This is a genomic window from Spirosoma sp. KCTC 42546 (assembly GCF_006965485.1).
GTDB lineage: Bacteria > Bacteroidota > Bacteroidia > Cytophagales > Spirosomataceae > Spirosoma.
Genome location: NZ_CP041360.1, coordinates 5277240 through 5295607, shown reverse-complemented (window position 1 = coordinate 5295607; position 18368 = coordinate 5277240). Strand labels below are relative to the sequence as shown.

At 50.1% G+C, this 18368-nt stretch carries 10 protein-coding genes and 1 riboswitch; of the genes, 1 reads left to right on the top strand and 9 read right to left on the bottom strand.

The features are described from left to right. Window positions 1–53: 53 nt before the first annotated feature. From EXU85_RS21735 to EXU85_RS21700, 8 genes are all read right to left on the bottom strand, one after another. The gene (locus EXU85_RS21735; protein WP_142774106.1) at window positions 54–1523 is read right to left on the bottom strand and encodes a RagB/SusD family nutrient uptake outer membrane protein; all 1470 of its coding nucleotides are present in this window, start codon (window positions 1521–1523) and stop codon (window positions 54–56) included. A gap of 21 nt (window positions 1524–1544) precedes the next feature. Continuing rightward, window positions 1545–4709: a SusC/RagA family TonB-linked outer membrane protein gene (locus tag EXU85_RS21730; RefSeq protein WP_142774105.1), complete on the bottom strand. Its 3165-nt coding sequence runs from the start codon at window positions 4707–4709 to the stop codon at window positions 1545–1547. Window positions 4710–5553: 844 nt separating this feature from the next. Next, window positions 5554–6429 (bottom strand): DUF1684 domain-containing protein, encoded by an 876-nt coding sequence (locus EXU85_RS21725; protein ID WP_142774104.1) that lies wholly within the window; start codon window positions 6427–6429, stop codon window positions 5554–5556. Between the two features lie 35 nt (window positions 6430–6464). Further along, window positions 6465–8186: a tetratricopeptide repeat protein gene (locus EXU85_RS21720; protein ID WP_142774103.1), complete on the bottom strand. Its 1722-nt coding sequence runs from the start codon at window positions 8184–8186 to the stop codon at window positions 6465–6467. 114 nt (window positions 8187–8300) lie between these two features. Continuing rightward, window positions 8301–9761 (bottom strand): RagB/SusD family nutrient uptake outer membrane protein, encoded by a 1461-nt coding sequence (locus tag EXU85_RS21715; RefSeq protein WP_142774102.1) that lies wholly within the window; start codon window positions 9759–9761, stop codon window positions 8301–8303. A 102-nt stretch (window positions 9762–9863) separates the two neighbouring features. Further along, window positions 9864–13055 carry a TonB-dependent receptor gene (locus EXU85_RS21710; RefSeq protein WP_246859187.1) on the bottom strand — a complete coding sequence of 1064 codons (3192 nt, stop codon included), beginning with the start codon at window positions 13053–13055 and terminating at the stop codon, window positions 9864–9866. A gap of 162 nt (window positions 13056–13217) precedes the next feature. Next, window positions 13218–14513: a dipeptidase gene (locus EXU85_RS21705; RefSeq protein WP_142774100.1), complete on the bottom strand. Its 1296-nt coding sequence runs from the start codon at window positions 14511–14513 to the stop codon at window positions 13218–13220. Window positions 14514–14572: 59 nt separating this feature from the next. Then, the gene (locus tag EXU85_RS21700; protein ID WP_142774099.1) at window positions 14573–15202 is read right to left on the bottom strand and encodes a YceI family protein; all 630 of its coding nucleotides are present in this window, start codon (window positions 15200–15202) and stop codon (window positions 14573–14575) included. 492 nt (window positions 15203–15694) lie between these two features. Beyond that, window positions 15695–15794, bottom strand: a riboswitch (SAM riboswitch). 340 nt (window positions 15795–16134) lie between these two features. Between EXU85_RS21700 and EXU85_RS21695 the strand changes: the two genes are divergently transcribed. Beyond that, complete coding sequence (locus EXU85_RS21695) at window positions 16135–17196, top strand: uroporphyrinogen decarboxylase family protein (RefSeq protein ID WP_142774098.1); 1062 nt, start codon at window positions 16135–16137, stop codon at window positions 17194–17196. On the opposite strand, the gene EXU85_RS21690 is transcribed toward EXU85_RS21695, so the two are convergent. Then, window positions 17168–18319: an LLM class flavin-dependent oxidoreductase gene (locus EXU85_RS21690; protein ID WP_142774097.1), complete on the bottom strand. Its 1152-nt coding sequence runs from the start codon at window positions 18317–18319 to the stop codon at window positions 17168–17170. The two genes, EXU85_RS21695 and EXU85_RS21690, sit on opposite strands and share 29 nt — an antisense overlap. Window positions 18320–18368: the final 49 nt, after the last annotated feature.

Genomic DNA, 18368 nt, shown 5'->3' with positions numbered 1-18368 from the left:
TGAGTTAGGATGTAGTTAGTGACATGGGCCGCACGGGCAGCCCACGCTACAGTTTATTTCGGTGATAAGCCATTATACGCCAGTTCGTTACTAGGGATAGCCCACACGTAATTGCTGGCGGTGGGTAGGACTTCAGGGGCGGTACCGGCGGTTCCGGTTTTGGCGGGTAGGGCCTGTACACGTCGGAGCAGATCAGGGGTTCGGAAACCTTCGCCCAGGAGTTCAATGCGCCGTTCGTTCAGAATGGTATTCACCAGATTTTCTTTCGTGTCGATGCCGCTTGTAAAAGTGTACGTAGCATCGGATCGGTTTCGAACGGCTTTCAATAAGGCTGTTGCTTTCGTTAAATCGCCGGTCTGCGCAGTGGCTTCGGCGTAGTTAAGCAACACCTCGGCATAGCGGATCACCGGGATATAATCTGTGTAGGGAGCGGAGTTTTTCGGGAACTTCTTCACCAGTTTCTGTCCGGTTGCATTCGTGCTAATCAATCCTTTCCGGGCATCGACCGAGGTGGCGGATGCGAAAACCGGGTCTGCCGCAATTCCCGCCGAATTCAGGTAGACAACGGGTGTCAGGTAGTTTGCTGCCAGCGCACTTTGCAGGGCGGGGGCTTCGGCCGGGTTAATAAACGGAATCGTGAACACTGCTTCATTACCCACATACGATCCGGCAAATACGGTGGCTACATTGGCCTCGAGCTTGTGGGTCAGGTTACCCGAAACGTACTGAAACGGTGCCGCAGCCGAGACGAGTTTAGCGGCTTCGGTAACGACGCTGGCATAATCACCTTTCGATAGATAGACACGGGTTTTCAATGCAATTGCTGAAGCTTTGTGGGCTCGTGAAGCATTCAGTAACGCGCTTGAGTACGAAACCGGAAGATCCGTTTCGGCTTCGTTTAAGTCCTTGATGATCTGCGTGTATACATCCGCTACCGAACTAAAGGCCAGGTCGTTGTTGCTGCTGGACGTTTCGGCTTTCAGTCGAAGGGGGAGGGCCGGGCTGGTGCTGCTTTGGGCGTAAGGTTTCGCATAGGTTTGTACCAGACTTAGATAGCTGAAGGCCCTCAAAAACTTCGCTTCGGCTATATACCCCTTCCGAACTGAATCAGGAATAACGGTTGATGCGGCCAGATTGTCGATCAATAGATTTGACGAATTGATGGTGGTGTACCCCGCACTCCAGACCGCATTGACAAAGTCGCCCGAGGCCGAAATGGACTGGTTCCAGACGTTGGCACCGGTGGAGTTGTTGCCGTCATTCTGGCTGAATTCATCACCCCGCTGTTCGTTAAAGACCTGGAACCGGCCCCCGTAAAACGACGCCGTACTGAATTGAGAATAGATCCCATTTACCTGGGCCAGGATCTTGGCTGGTGTACTGTAGGCCGATTCGTTGGAAATACTGGTAACGGGTACGGCCTCCAGAATATCCTTATGGCAGGCGGTTAACAACACCGCCGAAATAGGCAGGATGGCTAAGGCCTGGATTGTATAGTGTTTGATTGTTTTTATTGATTTCATGAGTTACGAACTGAAAAAGTCCTAAAAACCAATGTTTAAACCGACGGTATAGACCGAGGCATTGACCGGGGAATTCTGGTCTTTGCCCGAGTTGATGGAGTTTCCGTTGATGGATATCTCCGGGTCGGAGCCGGTGTACTTGGTGATGGTATAAATGTTCGACGCCTGCACGTAGGCCCGCGCTGATGAAATGAATTTGCTGATACCGAGCTGTTGCACGGGTACCCGATACCCCAGCGAGATATTTTTCAGTTTCGCGAAGGAGCCATCTTCAACATTCGTAGTGTTGGCCGATGAGAAGCCGCCGGTAAAGCTGTCGCCCCAAACAAGTTTGGGAATGTCAGTCATCTGGCCGGGGGTTGTCCAGCGGTTCAGAATGAACGTACCGTTGTTGAAATACCGCTGGTCGGAGATGGTGGCCCGTGTTCCGTTGTACAGTTTGTTGCCACCCGAGAAGATGATACCCACCGCCAAATCGAAGTGGCCGTAGGTCAGGTTGTTGTTCAACCCGCCATAATAGGTAGGCAGGGAAGGCCCCTGAATCCGGCCATCGGCATAGTTATCAATAACCGGGGCCGTAGCGCCATCGAGGGTCGAGAAGCTTTTGGTTACGGCATTGTACTGAACAACCTGATCGTTGCGGTTGATGTATAATTTATTGCCATTAGCTGGGTTCACGCCTGCCGTTGGCACGGCGAAAATAGACCCAACTGAATAGCCCACACGGGTAATATTCTGAATCCCAAAGGTGCTCAGGGAGGTCGGGTAAATATCACCCCCGGTGCCTAAGGACGTGACCTTATTTTCGAGCGTAGCGATGTTAAAATTGGCATTCCACTGGAATTTGCCTTTATTAATGATGTTCGCGCCGATTGATAGCTCGATCCCCTGGTTGTACAGGGAGCCAACGTTGGCGGCAATGGAATTGCCCGGAATCCCCTTCGATGAGGGTTGGGGGGCGTTCAGAATCAGGCCATCAATGGTGTTTTTGTAATAATCGGCCTCGATGGTGACGCGATTATTCCACAAGCCGAGGTTCAAGCCGATGTCGATTTTCTTACTCGTTTCCCAGCGCAAATCAGGATTCCCGGCCTGCCCGAAATAGAGGCTGGCTACGCCCGAGTACGTTCCCGAACTAAACTGTGACAGCGATGCGTAATCGTTGAGACTACTATTACCGACAACCCCGTAACTGGCTCTGATTTTGACGTCGCTAAGTGTTTTGGCCAGCGATGCGTTTTTGTAAAACGATTCCTCCGATAGGTTCCAGCCAACCGATCCGCCCCCGAAATTTCCCCACTTATTGCCCGCAGCCAGTGCCGACAGGCCATCCCGCCGGAAGTTGAAGCTGAACAGGTATTTGCGCTTATAATCGTAGCCTACATTGGTGAAATAGGAGAGCAGACCATTTTCGGAGTAGACGTTCGCGCTTGGCGTAATAGTCGTGAAACCACCCTGATAGTTCGTGTAAAACGGATCGGCCAGGCCGGTGCGGGCAGCGCCCCAGCCATCTACTTTCCGGTAGATTTCTTCGTGCCCAATTAATAGTCTCAGGTTGTGATCTTCGTTGAAGGTTGTGTTGTACGACAGCGTATTGGTCCAGTTGGAGCGGTAATAGGTTGTGGTCGAGTTGGTGGCGGCTCCATTGGTGGCAAATCCATCGCCACTGTACGGATTTCGGAACTCCTTGTTTTCAACCACGTAGTTATCCAGGCCGTAAACCGTTTTCAGCTTCAGATCTTTCAGCAGCTCAATTTCAGCGAACAGACTCCCGATGAGGGTAGTATTGGCCGATGAATTCTTGTCCAGATCTAAAATGGTTTGCAGGTTATACGCGTTGAAAACGCCCAGCGTCGAGCTGTTTGGGCCATACCCAATATTGCCGTTGGCCGTGTTGATATTATAGGTTCCGTTGGCATTATAAACAGGAACGTTTGGCGGTAGAATGTAGGTCAAGCGCGCCAACGGTTGTAAGCCAATGTACTGAGTATTGACATTATTTCCCGACGAGGACGCAACCGAATTGGGGCCGATAGCGCCCGAGTTTGGTCCCGCGTTCACCGATTTGCTGAAGGTCAGGTTCGTTCCGATGCTGATGCTTCGGTTCAGCTTATGCTCCAGATTGACCCGGGCCGATTCGCGTTTGAAGGTGTTGGTTCGCAGAATGCCGTTCTGGTCGGAGTGGTTGACCGAAAGGAAATAATTGGTGGCATCGTTCGCGCCGGAAACACTAACGGTATGATTCTGGGAAACGCCCGTCTGATAGGCCACATCGTACCAGTTCGTGCCTACATCGCTCCCGTCTGCATTTTTGCCCAGCACAAAACCGGGGGTAAGGCCCGCATTGACCCTCGCTTCATTTTTGATAGTAACGTAATCGGCCGGGCTTAGCATTTTGGGTAAATTGTAGGGCGTACTAAAGCTCGCCCAGCCATCGTAGGTTACTTTGGTACGGCCTTTTTTGCCTTTCTTGGTGGTAATCACAACAACCCCATTAGCCGCCCTCGATCCGTAAATGGCCGTTGCCGAAGCATCCTTCAAAATATCAATGGTCTCAATATCAGACGGATTGATATCCGACAATGGATTGTTTCCCACAGAGCCACCAGACGAACCCGTAAACACCGTGACCCCATCGACGATAAAGAGCGGGTAAACCGATGAAGTGATGGAGTTGATGCCCCGGATACGAAACACCGGCGTGTTGTTCAGCGCACTGCTGGGTTGTACAATGTTGACACCAGCCGCCTGCCCGCCCAGAAGCTGGTCTAAACTTTGCGCCGGGCGATTCTCCAATTGGGTCGCGCCAATTTTAGCGGCCGAGCCCGTAAACGATTTTTTACTTTCGCTGGAGTAGCCTGTCACGATTACCTCACTAAGTTGGCGCGTATCGGCTACTAACGCAATGTCGAGGTTAGTGGCATTGGTAATGGGTACTTCCTGATTTGTGAATCCAATGGAGGTAACAACCAGTTTTTTTGCGCCCTGGGGTAGTTGGAGGGAGAATTTGCCGTTGCTGTCGGTTTGGGTTCCGATGGTACTACCCTGAATAACAATGTTGGCACCTGGGAGCGGCTCGCCATTATCAGCCCGAACGGTACCGGATAGACGTGATCCGGTTGATTGTGCCAGCAATCCTCCGAACGAGAGTAGCCAGACTACTCCCGCAAATAAAAGTTTTTGCATTACTTTGTCTTGGTTATGTGAAAAATGAGGCCGGTCAGAGCCTTATTGTTAGCCAGCCGGAACGGTTGCCGCCGTTTCGGCTTTTTTATGCCTTGTAAACCAGTTGCCGCTGGACCACAAGACCGTACTTTTTTACATCCGTACCGGAATTCACCTTATCGGTGAAATTTATAAAACTATCTATTCGATTGATTTTATAGAATAAATAGCTGCCCAGTTAGTTAGTATCTCATTGGTTGCTATATATGTAAGGCTAGTGCGTGTTGCTCAGCTTCTGTTGAGCAGGTATCAGACCCGGCTATCGAACGAAAGATGTAAACCTAGTGCACGTTCTGATTTCGTCTGTGCAATCGGCGATAAAACAGGTGTATAAATACCGGTGAAGGATGGATTTTCAGGACGTACTCATGGCGAACTCATTACTAATCTTGTTAATTAGTAGGCAAAGGTGAATAGTTGATTTCGTTTTTCCAAAAAAATGTAAAAAAATGGTTATCAGGTGATTAGCTATTAGTCTATCGAGAAATACTGTTATTACAGGCAGTCGATAAGTCTTTATACCTAGCTGAGGGCTGTGCTAAAAGGCCTTAAATTGCCTTTAAGTTTTAGAGATTGAGTCGGTTAGCGTAGGCGGGGATATGTGGTTTTAGTCTGGTTTAACCCGGCTGGTACGTACAGCAAAGCCCTATTGGTTTCAATCAATCCATTGTCAGGTCTGATCAAACCAATAGGGCTTTAGTGAGCATTGCGTAGTCATATAACCGAAACTATCGCCAGACCGACCCTAACCTGGTAAGGTCGGCTGACGTGGTAAGGCACTTACTAACCTATTATGCTAACACGTTCAATGATCGCCGTAGCGTTTTTCTCCCGCAGTAATGGCCACTGCCAGTTTATTGTCTTTGGGGGGAGTAGGGCAGGTTGCATAGGGCGTAAAGGCGCAGGGCGGATTGGTGGCTTTGTTGAAATCAAGATACGTATAGCCATCTGCGTCAGGGCCGGGGGCGTCTAAAAACCGGCCACCTCCATATGTATCATGCTTATTGCTCAGATCGGCGAAAACGAAGTGCAAATGATTGAGATTCCCGGTCGCGTCGAGGCCATACTCTTTCCCATTAACGGTAAATAATAACCGTCCCGGCGAATCCTGGTCGCTTGTCCGACCGGTAATATCCGTGATCGCAATTTTCTTGCCCGGCGTTGGTATGAACTTCGCTTTTAGGCGCCAGCCGGTGCTGATCGGATAAGTGTCGATGCCTTTAAATTCTTTTACCGATGGGCTTTCCAGATCACGCAGTCGGATGGCGTATTTATCGCCCCGTTGGATCACAAACCACCGGAGCGACTTGTGTTTTAGGACGATGGGTTTGCCCGTATAGGGGAAAATATCCAGGGTTGTCACGGGTTTATCGCCTTCAAAAATCTGTGCTCCAGCTACCGTTTCCAGCGTAACCTTCCCGTTTTTCAGGCTGATTTTTCCCAGTCTGGCATCGCTGTGATCAGACGGGAATACAATTGAATTCCTGTCGCTGCCCCCGAAGGTATTGTCGCCCTCTTTCAGCCAGAACAAGCCCGCCAGGTTAAGCCAGCCTTCTTCTTTTTTCAGGTCTTCCTCCCGCTTTTGGTGCCACTGTTTGATCTCCTCTTCGTAGGGTAAATCCGCCGTAAACGCCAACAACAGTAGAGGTGCCAGAAATAACCAGTTTGTTTGCTTTTTCATGATTGTCTAGATTTTATTGGTTAATAAACTATTGACTATAAGGGAAACAAGGTCTTGTCGCCAAACTGGGCGATGCGCTTTACGTGATTGGCATATTCGTTGGATTTGGGGATATCGCCTTTTTGCTTGTACACCTTATACAGCCCCCAATAGGCATTGGCCGAGTTGGGATGCCGTTCTAGCAATTGCGTGTAAGCGGCAATCGCTTTGGTGTACTGATTCGCTTTCAGATGAGTTTCGGCCAAACTGATCAGCACTGGACGGGCATACGTTGGCGGTTCGCTGTAGCCAAGCTCATCCTCTTTTTGTTTGGCTTTCTCCAGCAGCGCAACGGCCTCTTTGTATTTATTCTCCGCGCTTTTTATGACCCCCTGCAATTCAAGCGAGGCTACGTTTAAATCGTTGAGTCGGCGGGGGGCAATCACCGCGTCGGTCGATAGCTGGTTGGCGTTGCGCCAGAGCGCTGCATCGAGTGCATCGGCAAACCGGTTGGCATCCTCGATTCGGTTCGTCTTAACGGCTTCCATGCCCGATGCGAAGTAGAACAGCCCGTCTTTGTAGGCAATGGCTTTATTAGTGAACAGGCTGTCTTTATCCAGCTTAATAGCCGCTAGTCGGTCGGCCGCTTTCTTATAAAAGCCAAAACACAACTCCATTTTAGCCGGTGCAATCACACCCTGATAGAAAAACCGACCTTCGTATTTCCGTTTTCGCTCTTTGGTTGCCGGCATGGATTTCAGCTTCTCGGCATAGTACAGCGCCGTTGCATAGCGGCCATCTTCGGCACAATTCGACAGCAGATAATTGATGTTGTGGATGTAATTCCAGGCATCGACTTCCGGAATGTGCTGCTTTTTCATGTAAGCCGAATCCACCGCCAGCGAGGCCACAAAGGCGTCGTAGGCTTTCTTGTAATCGCCGATTTTGTAATAAATATGCCCCGGCATATGCACCATATGCCCCGAAGCGGGAGCCAGTTTAGGCAACAGTTCTGCACTTTCGACCGCCTGATCGGGGCAGCAGTTTTCCATTAGATGAATCCAGTAATGATGGACAGCCGCGTTGTTGGGATGGGTTTTGAGCAAATCCCGCAACAGGTATTCGGAGTACAGCTGGCCTTCCCGAGGATTCAGGTCCGTGTCGTACCCACCCATTTTGCTTAGGGCCAGAAATAGTTTGGCGTCTACATCATCGGGGTATTTATGAACAATGATTTCCAGCTTTTTCTGGTATTCCTTCTTGCTATTCTCCGTATCGGCGTCGCGGACAAGAATAGCCTCAGCATAGAGTTTCTCATGTTCAGAGGCCGAATCTTTCAGGGCTTTCAGCTTTTTGATAGCCAGCTTTTTATCGGCCGCAAAGTCTGTTCCTTCAATAGCGCCAATGGCACTATATAGCCCCCAATACGGCATAATGGCGGTTGAGTCGTGCCAGATCGCTTCCTTGAAGGCGCGGTAGGCTTCGAAATCCCAAAAGCAATGGAGCAGAGAAACGCCCTGTTTAAAGTATGTCTGGGTCTGTCGAGATTTGGTTTTTATGGTCAGGTCCGAGGTGCCAATGCCGGATAGTAGGTCAGGTGCGGGTAAGTTGTGAACATACACCGTCTCTTTCCGATAATCCTGAATATGACTCAGGTGGTTATGGCCGAGATCGTGGCTGTCGCCATCCTGCACATCGTGGACATGCTCGGCCTGGCGAACCCGCTGCCCCAGCGCGCTACAAGCGATTAGACAGAAGAATAGAATGCGGAGTTTCATGAAATGTAGTAGCTTATAAATTAGATTACACACAGAGCCACAGAGGACATAGAGTTATAATCATTATTTTCCTATTTTTTCTGTGTTCTCTATGGCTCTGTGTGTAATCCGCCCTTAATTCAGCAGTAGTTTATTGGTCGTGATCTCGGTGTTGGGCAATGGGAAAATGTAGTTGCTCTGCGAGGGCAATACCGTCGGTGCACTGTTCGAACTGCTCGACTTGGCGGGTAAGGGCATCAGGTTTCGGAGCAGGTCATTGGACCGGAACCCTTCTCCCAGCAGCTCAATGCGCCGTTCTTTCAGAATCGTATTGACCAAAGCGTCCTGGGTATCAACGGCACTGGTAGGGAATGTATAGCTGGCATCCGACCGATTCCGAACGGCTTTCAATAAGTTCGTTGCTGTGGCTAGATCTCCCGTGCGAGCTGCCGCTTCGGCATAGTTTAGCAGCACTTCCGAATAGCGGATAATGGGCAGGTAATCCAGAAACGGCGACGGTTTGCTGTATTTGGTCAGGAACTGAACGCCCGAGGCTGTACGGGCAAATGTGCGTCGGGCATCGGTCGATTTCCATTCGCTTTCTCCCCATATTCCGCTGGGATTCAGATTGTACTCCGAATTAGCATTGAACACATACGGGAACGATGACTGACCGGTTACGTTGTCCAACTCCGTCATGGGTACCGACAGGATCGACTCGGTGCTGGTATAATTCGTCGTGAATACCTCGGTAATGTTCTGCAACTTATGGTTCACGCCCGTTGCCGCCGAATAGGGAGTCGTTGTCGAAACGATTTTCTTCGCTTCCTCAATCACTTTGGCCCAGTTGCCGCTGTTCAGGTAAACACGTGTTTTTAGAGCGATGGCGGTGTTCCGGTGCGCCCGCGTTGTGTTGAGTAACGCGGTTGAATAGTTGAGGGGAAGATCCGCTTCGGCTTCATCCAGATCTTTCAAAATCTGGGTATAGATTTCGGCTACCGTGCTGCGTTTCAGATCGTTATTAGCAGTCGTTGTTTCAGCCTGTAAACGAAGCGGTAAGCCCGGAGATGTGCCTTTATTCTCATTATAGGGTCGGGCATACAGCGTGACCAGGCTGTAATAACTAAGTGCCCGAAGGAATTTCGCTTCAGCGGTATATTGCTTGGTTAGCGTAGCACTTACCTTAGTTGGATTGTCGACCAGCCCTTTTATAAGGATATTGGCGTTGTTGATGGCTGCATACCCAGCCGCCCAGAATCCTGCCACAAAGTTCGATCCTGAATTCAGGGTCTGATTCCAGGCTTCATAAGCTGTGAACGTATTGCTGGTTCGGTTGATGAATTCCTCACCCCGCGCTTCAGAATAGGTAAAGTAGTTACCCCCGTAAAAATTGGCGCTTTTAACGGATTTGTAAATCCCATTGACCAATCCCAGAATCCGGTCGGGTGTGTCGAAGGCATTTGTCCCGCTGATGGCTGTAGCAGGTGTTGGATTGAGTAATTCCGTATCAGTACAAGCCGAGATCGTTAGGGCTAAACCCAGGCTCAGATAGCGACGAAAACGGCGAATGGATGTATTTGAGGTCTGTTTTTTCATGATGATTGTAGTTGGTGTATTCTATAGTTTTGCCCCCAACCTCCTCTGAAGGGGGATCTGTCCAAGAGGGAGCATTGCCCCTTTAGGGGGTTGGGGGTAATTCTAAAACCCTACGTTAAGGCCAAATGTGAAGGTTCTGGCCTGACCGATGGAATTCTTTTCGACACCAGGAGTGGTGTTGGAATTGCCGTTCGAAGAGGATTCTGGATCGGCTCCTTTGTAGGGTGTGAGTAAAAAGAGGTTTGATCCCTGTGCATACACCCGAACTGAACTAATGCCCGTTTTACCAAAAATTGAGCTGGGCAATCGATAGCCAACCGATGCGGTTTGCAGGCGAAGAAAATCACCTTTTTGGGCATTGGTCGAGACGGGGAATGAGGAACCACTGGACGTCTGATCGTTATACACCAGGCGGGGTACGTCGGTGATATCGCCCGGTTTTTGCCAGCGGGTCAATACTTCGGTGGAGTTGTTGTAGGCCCGTTGGTCGAGGAGGGTTGCGCGGGTGCCATTCATGATCAGGTTCCCCCCCGAAAACGTCAGGTTGAAGCCAGCATCGAAGTGTTTGTATTTGAAATTATTCGAGAAACCGCCGTACCAGTTCGGGAGTGCATTGCCAATCAGGTAATAATCGGCACCTGTGATCGCAGCCGCCGTCTTGCCATCCAGGTACGTCCACTGGCTTTCGCCCGGCGCTACTACCTGACTATACTGAACCTGCTCGCCTTTGGCGTTGATGAAAATACGGCGGCCATTGTCGGGGTTCACCCCCGCTGTTTTGGCACCATACAAACTACCCACTGAGTAACCAACCCGCGTGATATTGGTGGTCTCATAGGCCACCATGGTTGTGCCCACGATGTCGGTATTTCCATCCGAAAGAGCCGTTACTTTATTACGCAGGTTGGTGTAGTTGAAACCCGCGCTCCAGGAGAAATCACCTTTACGAAGAACCGTACCGTTTATACCAATCTCAATTCCCCGGTTATACATCGCCCCTACATTGCCCAGAATCGCATTGCCCGGAATACCTTTCGAAACGGCTTGCGGAGCGCTGAGGATCAGGCCATTCACGTTGTTGTTAAAGTACGTCAGATCGACCTGGATACGATCATTGAATAAGCCAAGATCGGCACCAATGTTCGTTTGGTCGCTGGTTTCCCAGCCCAGGTTTGGGTTGCCTGCCTGCGAAATGGCCCAGGTGGGAACGCTTCCGTACAGCGAGCCACTGTATAACTCCTGCGAGTTGTAGGCATTGCTCAGATTGCCATTGCCAACCCGTCCCCAACTGGCGCGAAGTTTCACATTCGTGAGCGTAGCCGCCAGTCGGGAGTTCTTGTAAAATCCTTCTTCCGACAAGGCCCAACCGCCTGATACCCCGCCGAAATTACCGTATTTACGTCCCGTCCCCAGCGCCGAGTTTCCATCCCGCCGGAAGTTGACCGTTACGAAATATTTCTTGTTGAAATCATACGTCAGGCGCGAAAAGACCGATAAATAAGCCCGCTCACTCAGGTCATTGTCGGACGCTGTGATAACGCCCCAGTTACCCTGATAATTCTGAAAGAACTGATCGGAAGTCTGAGTACGTGTAGCACCCCAGGACGAATTGTTGAACTTTTGTGCATCGTAACCCGCCAGTAGGGATATGGCATGCTTGCCGCCGAATGTGTGGTTATACGTTAACGTACTGGCCCAGTCCCAGTTGTCGCGGATGGCCGTGGCATTATCAACTGATCCCTTGCTGGAATATCCGTTGCCCTGAATGGCACTATCGAAACTGACGTTGTCGGTTCGCAGCCGGTCGATGGAGTAGGTCGTTACGAAGTCCAGATTCTTCAGGAGCTTGGCCGTTGCGCCGATGCTGCCAATGATGCGGTCATTGACGGACGTATATCGGTTTAAATCCAATAAGGCCACCGGGTTGCCGAAGTTGCTGACAAACTGATTGTTTCCTACGCCAATGGTGTTGGGGCTAGCCGGGTTGATGTTATAGCTTTCGTCGGCATTGTAAGCCGCTACGTTCGGGGGCAGGGCAATGGCGAGTCGGGCCGCCGAAACCAGCAGGAATGTTGTGTTAGGTGTTGATCCCGAGTAGGGCGATTGGTTATTGCTGGTATTGTACGATATGCTTCCTTTCAGTTTTAGCCAGCTCGTGATTTCCTGATCAATGTTAAACCGGGCCGCTTTCCGGGCAAATTCGTTGCCTTTCAGGATGCCGTTTTGCTTGGTATAGTTCGCTGAGAAGTAATAGGTTGTCGTAGGTGTGCCGCCCGATACGCTGATATTCTGACTTTGTGATACGCCCGTTCGGTAGATGTAATCGTACCATCGGGTATCTACCGCCGATCCATCCGCGTTTTTATTCGGGAAAAATAAGGCCGATGCTACGTTATCGTTCTTCTCATTACCACCCAGAATTTTAGCATTCAAAACGGCCTCATTCTTAATGGCAATAAACTGTTCGGCGTTCAGTAGCTTCGGTAATCGAACCGCTTCCGAAGAACCTACCCAGCTTTCGTAGGTGATCCGGGGTTTGCCCGCCTTACCCCGTTTTGTCGTAATCAGTAAAACACCTGCTGCTGCCCGGGAACCATAAATAGAAGTCGAGGCCGCATCTTTCAGTACATCGATCGACTCAATATCAGCGGGGTTGATGTCGCCCAGTGGGTTGTTCGGTACGGCTGTACTAGCCGATACGTTACCCGTATTAATAGGGATTCCGTCGACCACAACGAGCGGATACGAACTCAACGAAATCGAGTTTACGCCCCGAATCCGAATGACGGGTGGGTTATTCAATACACCATTGGGTTGCGCAATACTAACGCCCGCAGCCCGGCCCTGTAACGCCTGATCGAAACTTTGTACGGGTTGCTCTTTAATCGCATCGCCGTTGACCCGCACCGCCGATCCCGTAAATTCAGCTTTCGTCTGGGTTCCGTACCCGACCACCATTACTTCGCCAAGCAGCTTGGTATCGGCGGTGAGGTCGATGTTGATGATCGACCGATTCTGTACGGCTTGTTCAATCGGCGAGTAGCCAATGAACGAGAAAATAAGGGTGGCGTTCGCGGGCGCATTCAGTTTGAAACGACCTTCCTGATCGGCAGTGGTACCGGTGGTGGTACCTTTTACCACAATGGAAACACCCGGTAAGGCCTCACCCGTTTGTTTGTCTTTGATTGTCCCGGAAACACTTTGTCCCTGGGCATGGGCCTGGCTAACCACGAATAAGAGGATAATACTTAGTCGGACAGCCTTGAGTAGTTGACGTAAAATTCTGTTTGTCATTGATTTATCTGTTCGGTTGTACATTCTGGATTGTGCCTACCGCGCCGACCCCACTACTGAGGTCGGGCGCAGTCCGCATTGGCGGATCACCGGGTTGCCGGTGCGGTAGGGCTTTTTTGGTGCGTGTTGCAGAAAAGGTGGTAAAGGGCTACACAAACCGTTTCATTGCTTCACCGCTAGTTTTGATTCTCGTTGTAGTTCTTTGGCCGTTGCTTCTACGTCACGAAAGGCACGCAGAAAATTGCCACCCCAGAGCTTTCGGATGTCCTCTTCCGAGTAGCCTCGTTTGAGCAGTTCACGCGTTACGTTGGGGGAGTCGCCCACGTGTGTATAGCCCGTAACACCTCCACCATGATTGAAGTCTGAAGACAGCCCTACATGGTCAATGCCGATGAGCCGCACGGTATAATCAACAGCATCCAGGTAATCGGCAAGGGTTGTGTATTTGTAGCCATTACTCGAAAATTCGCGGTAAGCGGCCTGGAATTTCTGATAAGCAGCGGGATCGAGTTTCGACTTTGCATCGTCTCCGGGTTGTAGCCCGAAGGGTTCCCAAACGTTCTTTTTGTAGGTCGCCAGTTGCTCCTGAGACGGATGCAGATAGGCTGAGAAAGCAACGATACTAACGACTCCACCGCTAGCGGCAATGGCTTTCAGTTCATCGTTGTTCAGATTTCGCGTCGCATCCACCCGCCCACGTACAGCTGAATGAGAGGCAATAACCGGAGCCCGACTCAACTGAATCGTCTGGAAAACTCCCGCGGGTGTCAATTGAGATACATCAATAATCACCCCAAGCTTATTCAATTCTGCCACAGATTGTTTACCCAGTGCTGATAAGCCACCCAACTCGTCGGGTTTGTCGCCGAAACCAGGCGAAGGCCGGGAGGAATCTGCCCAGTCGTTGTTTCCGGCATGGGTAAGTCCAAACACCCGAACACCATCGCGGTAAAGGATTGGGAGTTGAGCGATGTCTTTTCCGAGCGAAAAGGCGTTAAGAAAACTCAGTAGAATGGCGTGCTTTCCTTTCGCCGGAATACGTTCCAGGTCAGCGGCTGTGTAGGCAAACTCCAGTCGGTCGGGGTGCTGGCTTACGAACCGGCGCAGGGCAGCCAGTTTCGTATCCACTTCTTTCCGGGCCGAAGCAATGTTTTCGGGCGTTTTTTGGGCCGTGCCTGCAAACAGTGCCACCGTGGCTACATCCAGATCACCCCGTTCGAGTTTGGGAAGGTCAAACTGGCCTTTGGTATCCGTGCCAGCGTCGTTGCCTGGGGTATTAAAATCGACCAGAATATCGAGATGAGGATCAATCGTCAGGGCAGATTTATGAACCCGACGAACGATGGCATCCGTTAACGTATCAGTTGAAGAGGAAGTAGATTGTGCACTAACGGTGCTCATATACGTTAGTGAAGACAGCGTCCAGATTGTCAAAAAATAAGAGGAAGGTTTGTTCATGGGATCGGGTGATTTATTGATTTTTAGTTGTTGATGAAGTGGCGAAACATTCCCTATTCTTATCGGCTGGCGACAGCTCCCGATGGCGTTGCTACGAGCGTAATCGCGAGGGTGAAGTCGTCATAAATCGTTTTGTCGCCCAGATTTTCAAAGTAGTTCTTGGATCGGTACTTTATATCATATTTGGTTCGGTCGACCGTTACGTTGGCGGTTGCTGTAAGCTTACCAGCCTCGGTTTTAACCTGCGCCGGGAACTTGATATCGTTCGTGATGCCTTTAATTGTTAGCTTACCGGTTACGTCATAGGTGTTATTGCCAGTAAGCGACACCGACGAAATCACGAACCTGGCAGTGGGGTGTCTTTCAACCGAGAAGAAGTCGTCGCTTTTAAGATGACCTACCAGCTTGGCGTTCTGGGCAGCGTCGGTGATATCCGTTACCGTCAGGTCCTTTAGGTCAATATCAAATGATCCGCCTTTCAATTTGCCACTTTCCAGGGCTAGCGAGCCAGTACTGATGGGGGCTGTTCCTGAATGTTCGCCAGTTACCTTTTTGGCTGTCCAAGCCAATTTACTTTGTTGGGTATCTACTTTGTAGGTAGCTTCTTTGACTTTTTTAGGGGCTGGGTTAGCAAAGGAAACCAGCGAGAGGGCCGTCAGGCCGAACAGAAGTTGGATTGTCTTTTTCATTGTTGGTTCGCCGAAGCGAGTTTTAGTTGTTCTGGTTGACTGTATTCAGTTTTTGGCATTCTGTTTACGGTGGACTAACGCTCTAATAAAACCTGCCTCAAACGGCCTACCGGGGACAGAATACCGTAAATGAAAATCTATCATGCTGCTATGTCGACGAGGATTCGGCGAGTTAACCGGGCCTTCAGAAGAGTATCTCCAAAGCCAACGAGTGATGCGATCGTAGTTGTTTTCATACGGAAGATTGAATTGGAAAAATGTTTTTATTCTATGGATTAAGTAGGATAATTGGTTCAATGATTAGGTCAAGATGAGCGGAATCAGGCAGGTATAAAACCCAAGGAATGATGTAAACGCGACCTATCCGTTCAGCAGGAACTAGTTAGTGACAACAGCAACAAGGTGGCTTTGCTACAGGATGCAGATTCAGAATAGGTTCTGCGTTTCGGGACGAAAATTGACTAGACATGGTTGTCCGCCGGGGCGGTTGTAAATTTATAGTTCCTAACTAGGTAGGCAGGTTAGCACTATCACCAACTGGCAAGTTGCTAAGGGTTCGCAGAGCCTGTCTCTCCCCCTTTCTTTATAAATCCAAAGCTACTTTGCAGCCGGGCTGCCGGAGCAGTAGTAATTGTAAGATGCTGTAAAGGTAAAGCGGCTATTTTTATATTTCCAAACTTGATCTATAAATTTTGTAGAAAAAAGATTTTGTCTTGATTGCGATCAAAATTATAATTGATTAATGCAATAAATGGGCGCCTATAAATAGTATAACTCGATAGAGTTTAGGGTAATTGTCTGTTAATCAATATATTGTCTTGGGTTGTTGGTTATAATTAGTATACTTGCTTTCAAGAACCAAATTGCCTTACCCGTTATCAATTATCTTGAAACTCATTGTATCCCCATAACTAGTAATAGCCTCAAAGCACATGAAAAAAAAGGTATCAAACTCAATCAGTCGGCGGGATTTTATTGGCGCTTCTGCATTGGCTGCGGCTTCCGTTGGGGCTATGTCAACAGGATTTGCCCGGTCAAACGCACTTGCCAAATCGAAGCGTGATTTGATGTTGCAGGTACTCGATAAGTCAGGTAACCCGAACTACATTCCGGCTGGCTTTTTCCTGCACTTCCCACCCGAACAGCGAACGGGCGATGCTGCCATCAAGGCTCATCTTGATTATTTCCGGGCTACGGGCATGGATTTCGTGAAGATCCAGTTTGAGCAAAGCTACCCGAAAATGGCCGAGGTGAAAACGGCAGATGACTGGGCAAAAATTCCGGTCCTTACCGAGGAGTGGTTTGCTCCCAGTTTATATATCATTAAAGGGTTGGTGAAGGCGGCAAAGTCGGAGGCATTGATCCTGCCAACGATGTATTCACCGTATCAAATGGCCAAACAGGCCGTACCCAAAGAGACATTACTGAAGCATGTGCAGGAAGATCCCGAAGCGGTAAGTCGAGGTATGGAAAATGTTACACTCTCGGTTATGAATTATGTACGGGCGGCTGTACGCGCTGGCGTGGATGGTTTCTACACTTGTTCGCAGGGCGGGGAAGCCAGTGCCGTGGCCGATCGTGTGCTGTTTAATCGGGTTATCAAGAACTACGATATGCTGATTCATAAAGAAGTAGCGCAGCTGACACCCTTCAATATCCTGCATGTTTGCGATTACGAGGGTGCCTACGCCGAATTTGGTCCCCGCTTTCACGACTACCCCGGCCAGATCGTGAATGTGCCGCTTGCCGCAGAAGGCAAACCCCTATCGCTCACGCAGGCGGCTGATCTATTTAAACGGCCGGTTATGGGCGGTATTGACCGGCATGGGGTGCTGTCGACTGGTACGCCAGCCGATGTTAAGAAAGCTGTGGAACTGGTCCTAAAGGATGCACCAACCCAGGTGATTCTGGGTGCCAATTGCACCGTACGTACGGATATCCCGATTCAGAATTTGCAAATGGCTATCAAGACGGCTCATGAGTTTCGGGCCTAACCGGGGTGCGTCCCTGTAACCGCGACAGGGATGTATTGGGTAAGCGAGGCAGAACAAGGCGGGCAAACCACTCCGCTTCTTCGATGAGGGGATAGCCGGAGAAAATAAAGGCCCGTATCCCCATATCTATATAGCGGTTGATTTTTTCGACGATCTGATCAGCACTGCCCACTAAAGCACCACCCGCTCCCGAACGAGCTTTGCCAATGTCGGTCCAGAGGAGTGGTTCCACAAATCCGTCGGTGTCGGCTCCTTCACGGAGTTCGTTTTGCCGCCGGACCCCCAGCGACCAGGAACTCTGCGATGCGTTTTTCATAGCGGCCCCGCGAACGGGGTCAAACTTCGACATGATGTGCCGGGACCAGGCGCGGGCTTCGGCCTCGGTTTCGCGAACGATAAGATGAATGCGTAATCCAAAATCTACTTGCCGACCGTAGCGAGCTGCCCGTTCTGAAACATCCTGCATGTTGGCATATAGTAGCTCTTCAGTTTCGGGCCACATCAGAAATACATCGCAGTAGCGGGCGCAAACGCCCCGTGCTCCATCCGATGTTCCGCCAAAGTATAGCAGCGGGCCACCGTTTTGCTGGTAGGGTTTGACTGGGTCAGTTGCTAAGGAAATTTTGCCATAGACTGGTCCGTCGTGTTCGATGCGATCAGACGACCAGGCCTGTTTCAGAATCTGAATCGTTTCGGCACAACGCTGGTACCGAAAATCAGCATCTTCCCGATAGCCAGGCAAATCGGAATTGATAATGTTGATCGTTAGCCGACCTGCGAGCATCTGGTCAAGAGAGGCCAGTGTCCGGGCAAGCGTAGGTGGGTGCATCTCTCCGCAACGAATAGCCGTGAGAAGATTAATCCGGTGAAGATCCGGAGCAACACCTGCTGCAAAGGGAATTACTTCCTGCCCCGTCATGTAGGAGGTTGGCAGGAGAAGATTGCTGAAGCCTAGTCGTTCGGCGGTTAGGGCAATGTCGCGGCAGTGCGAAAATGTGCTACGGGCAGGATCGCGAATGCTTATAAATTCGGTGTCTTCACCACAGAGATCGGAAAACCAGGCAACTTCACAAACACGTTCGGTTGTTCGGGCAGGTACAGAGGCAATAGGTTGATGAAGCATGCGTTATCCGGACTATGTAATGAATAATGGATAATGAATAATGTGATTC

Excerpts from the sequence above, each read along its gene's own strand:
- EXU85_RS21700 (WP_142774099.1), bottom strand. The coding sequence starts at position 15,202 with ATGAAAAAGACAATCCAACTTCTGTTCGGCCTGACGGCCCTCTCGCTG.
- EXU85_RS21715 (WP_142774102.1), bottom strand. The coding sequence starts at position 9,761 with ATGAAAAAACAGACCTCAAATACATCCATTCGCCGTTTTCGTCGCTAT.
- EXU85_RS21730 (WP_142774105.1), bottom strand. The coding sequence starts at position 4,709 with ATGCAAAAACTTTTATTTGCGGGAGTAGTCTGGCTACTCTCGTTCGGA.
- EXU85_RS21725 (WP_142774104.1), bottom strand. The coding sequence starts at position 6,429 with ATGAAAAAGCAAACAAACTGGTTATTTCTGGCACCTCTACTGTTGTTG.
- EXU85_RS21705 (WP_142774100.1), bottom strand. The coding sequence starts at position 14,513 with ATGAACAAACCTTCCTCTTATTTTTTGACAATCTGGACGCTGTCTTCA.
- EXU85_RS21690 (WP_142774097.1), bottom strand. The coding sequence starts at position 18,319 with ATGCTTCATCAACCTATTGCCTCTGTACCTGCCCGAACAACCGAACGT.
- EXU85_RS21720 (WP_142774103.1), bottom strand. The coding sequence starts at position 8,186 with ATGAAACTCCGCATTCTATTCTTCTGTCTAATCGCTTGTAGCGCGCTG.
- EXU85_RS21710 (WP_246859187.1), bottom strand. The coding sequence starts at position 13,055 with ATGACAAACAGAATTTTACGTCAACTACTCAAGGCTGTCCGACTAAGT.
- EXU85_RS21735 (WP_142774106.1), bottom strand. The coding sequence starts at position 1,523 with ATGAAATCAATAAAAACAATCAAACACTATACAATCCAGGCCTTAGCC.
- EXU85_RS21695 (WP_142774098.1), top strand. The coding sequence starts at position 16,135 with ATGAAAAAAAAGGTATCAAACTCAATCAGTCGGCGGGATTTTATTGGC.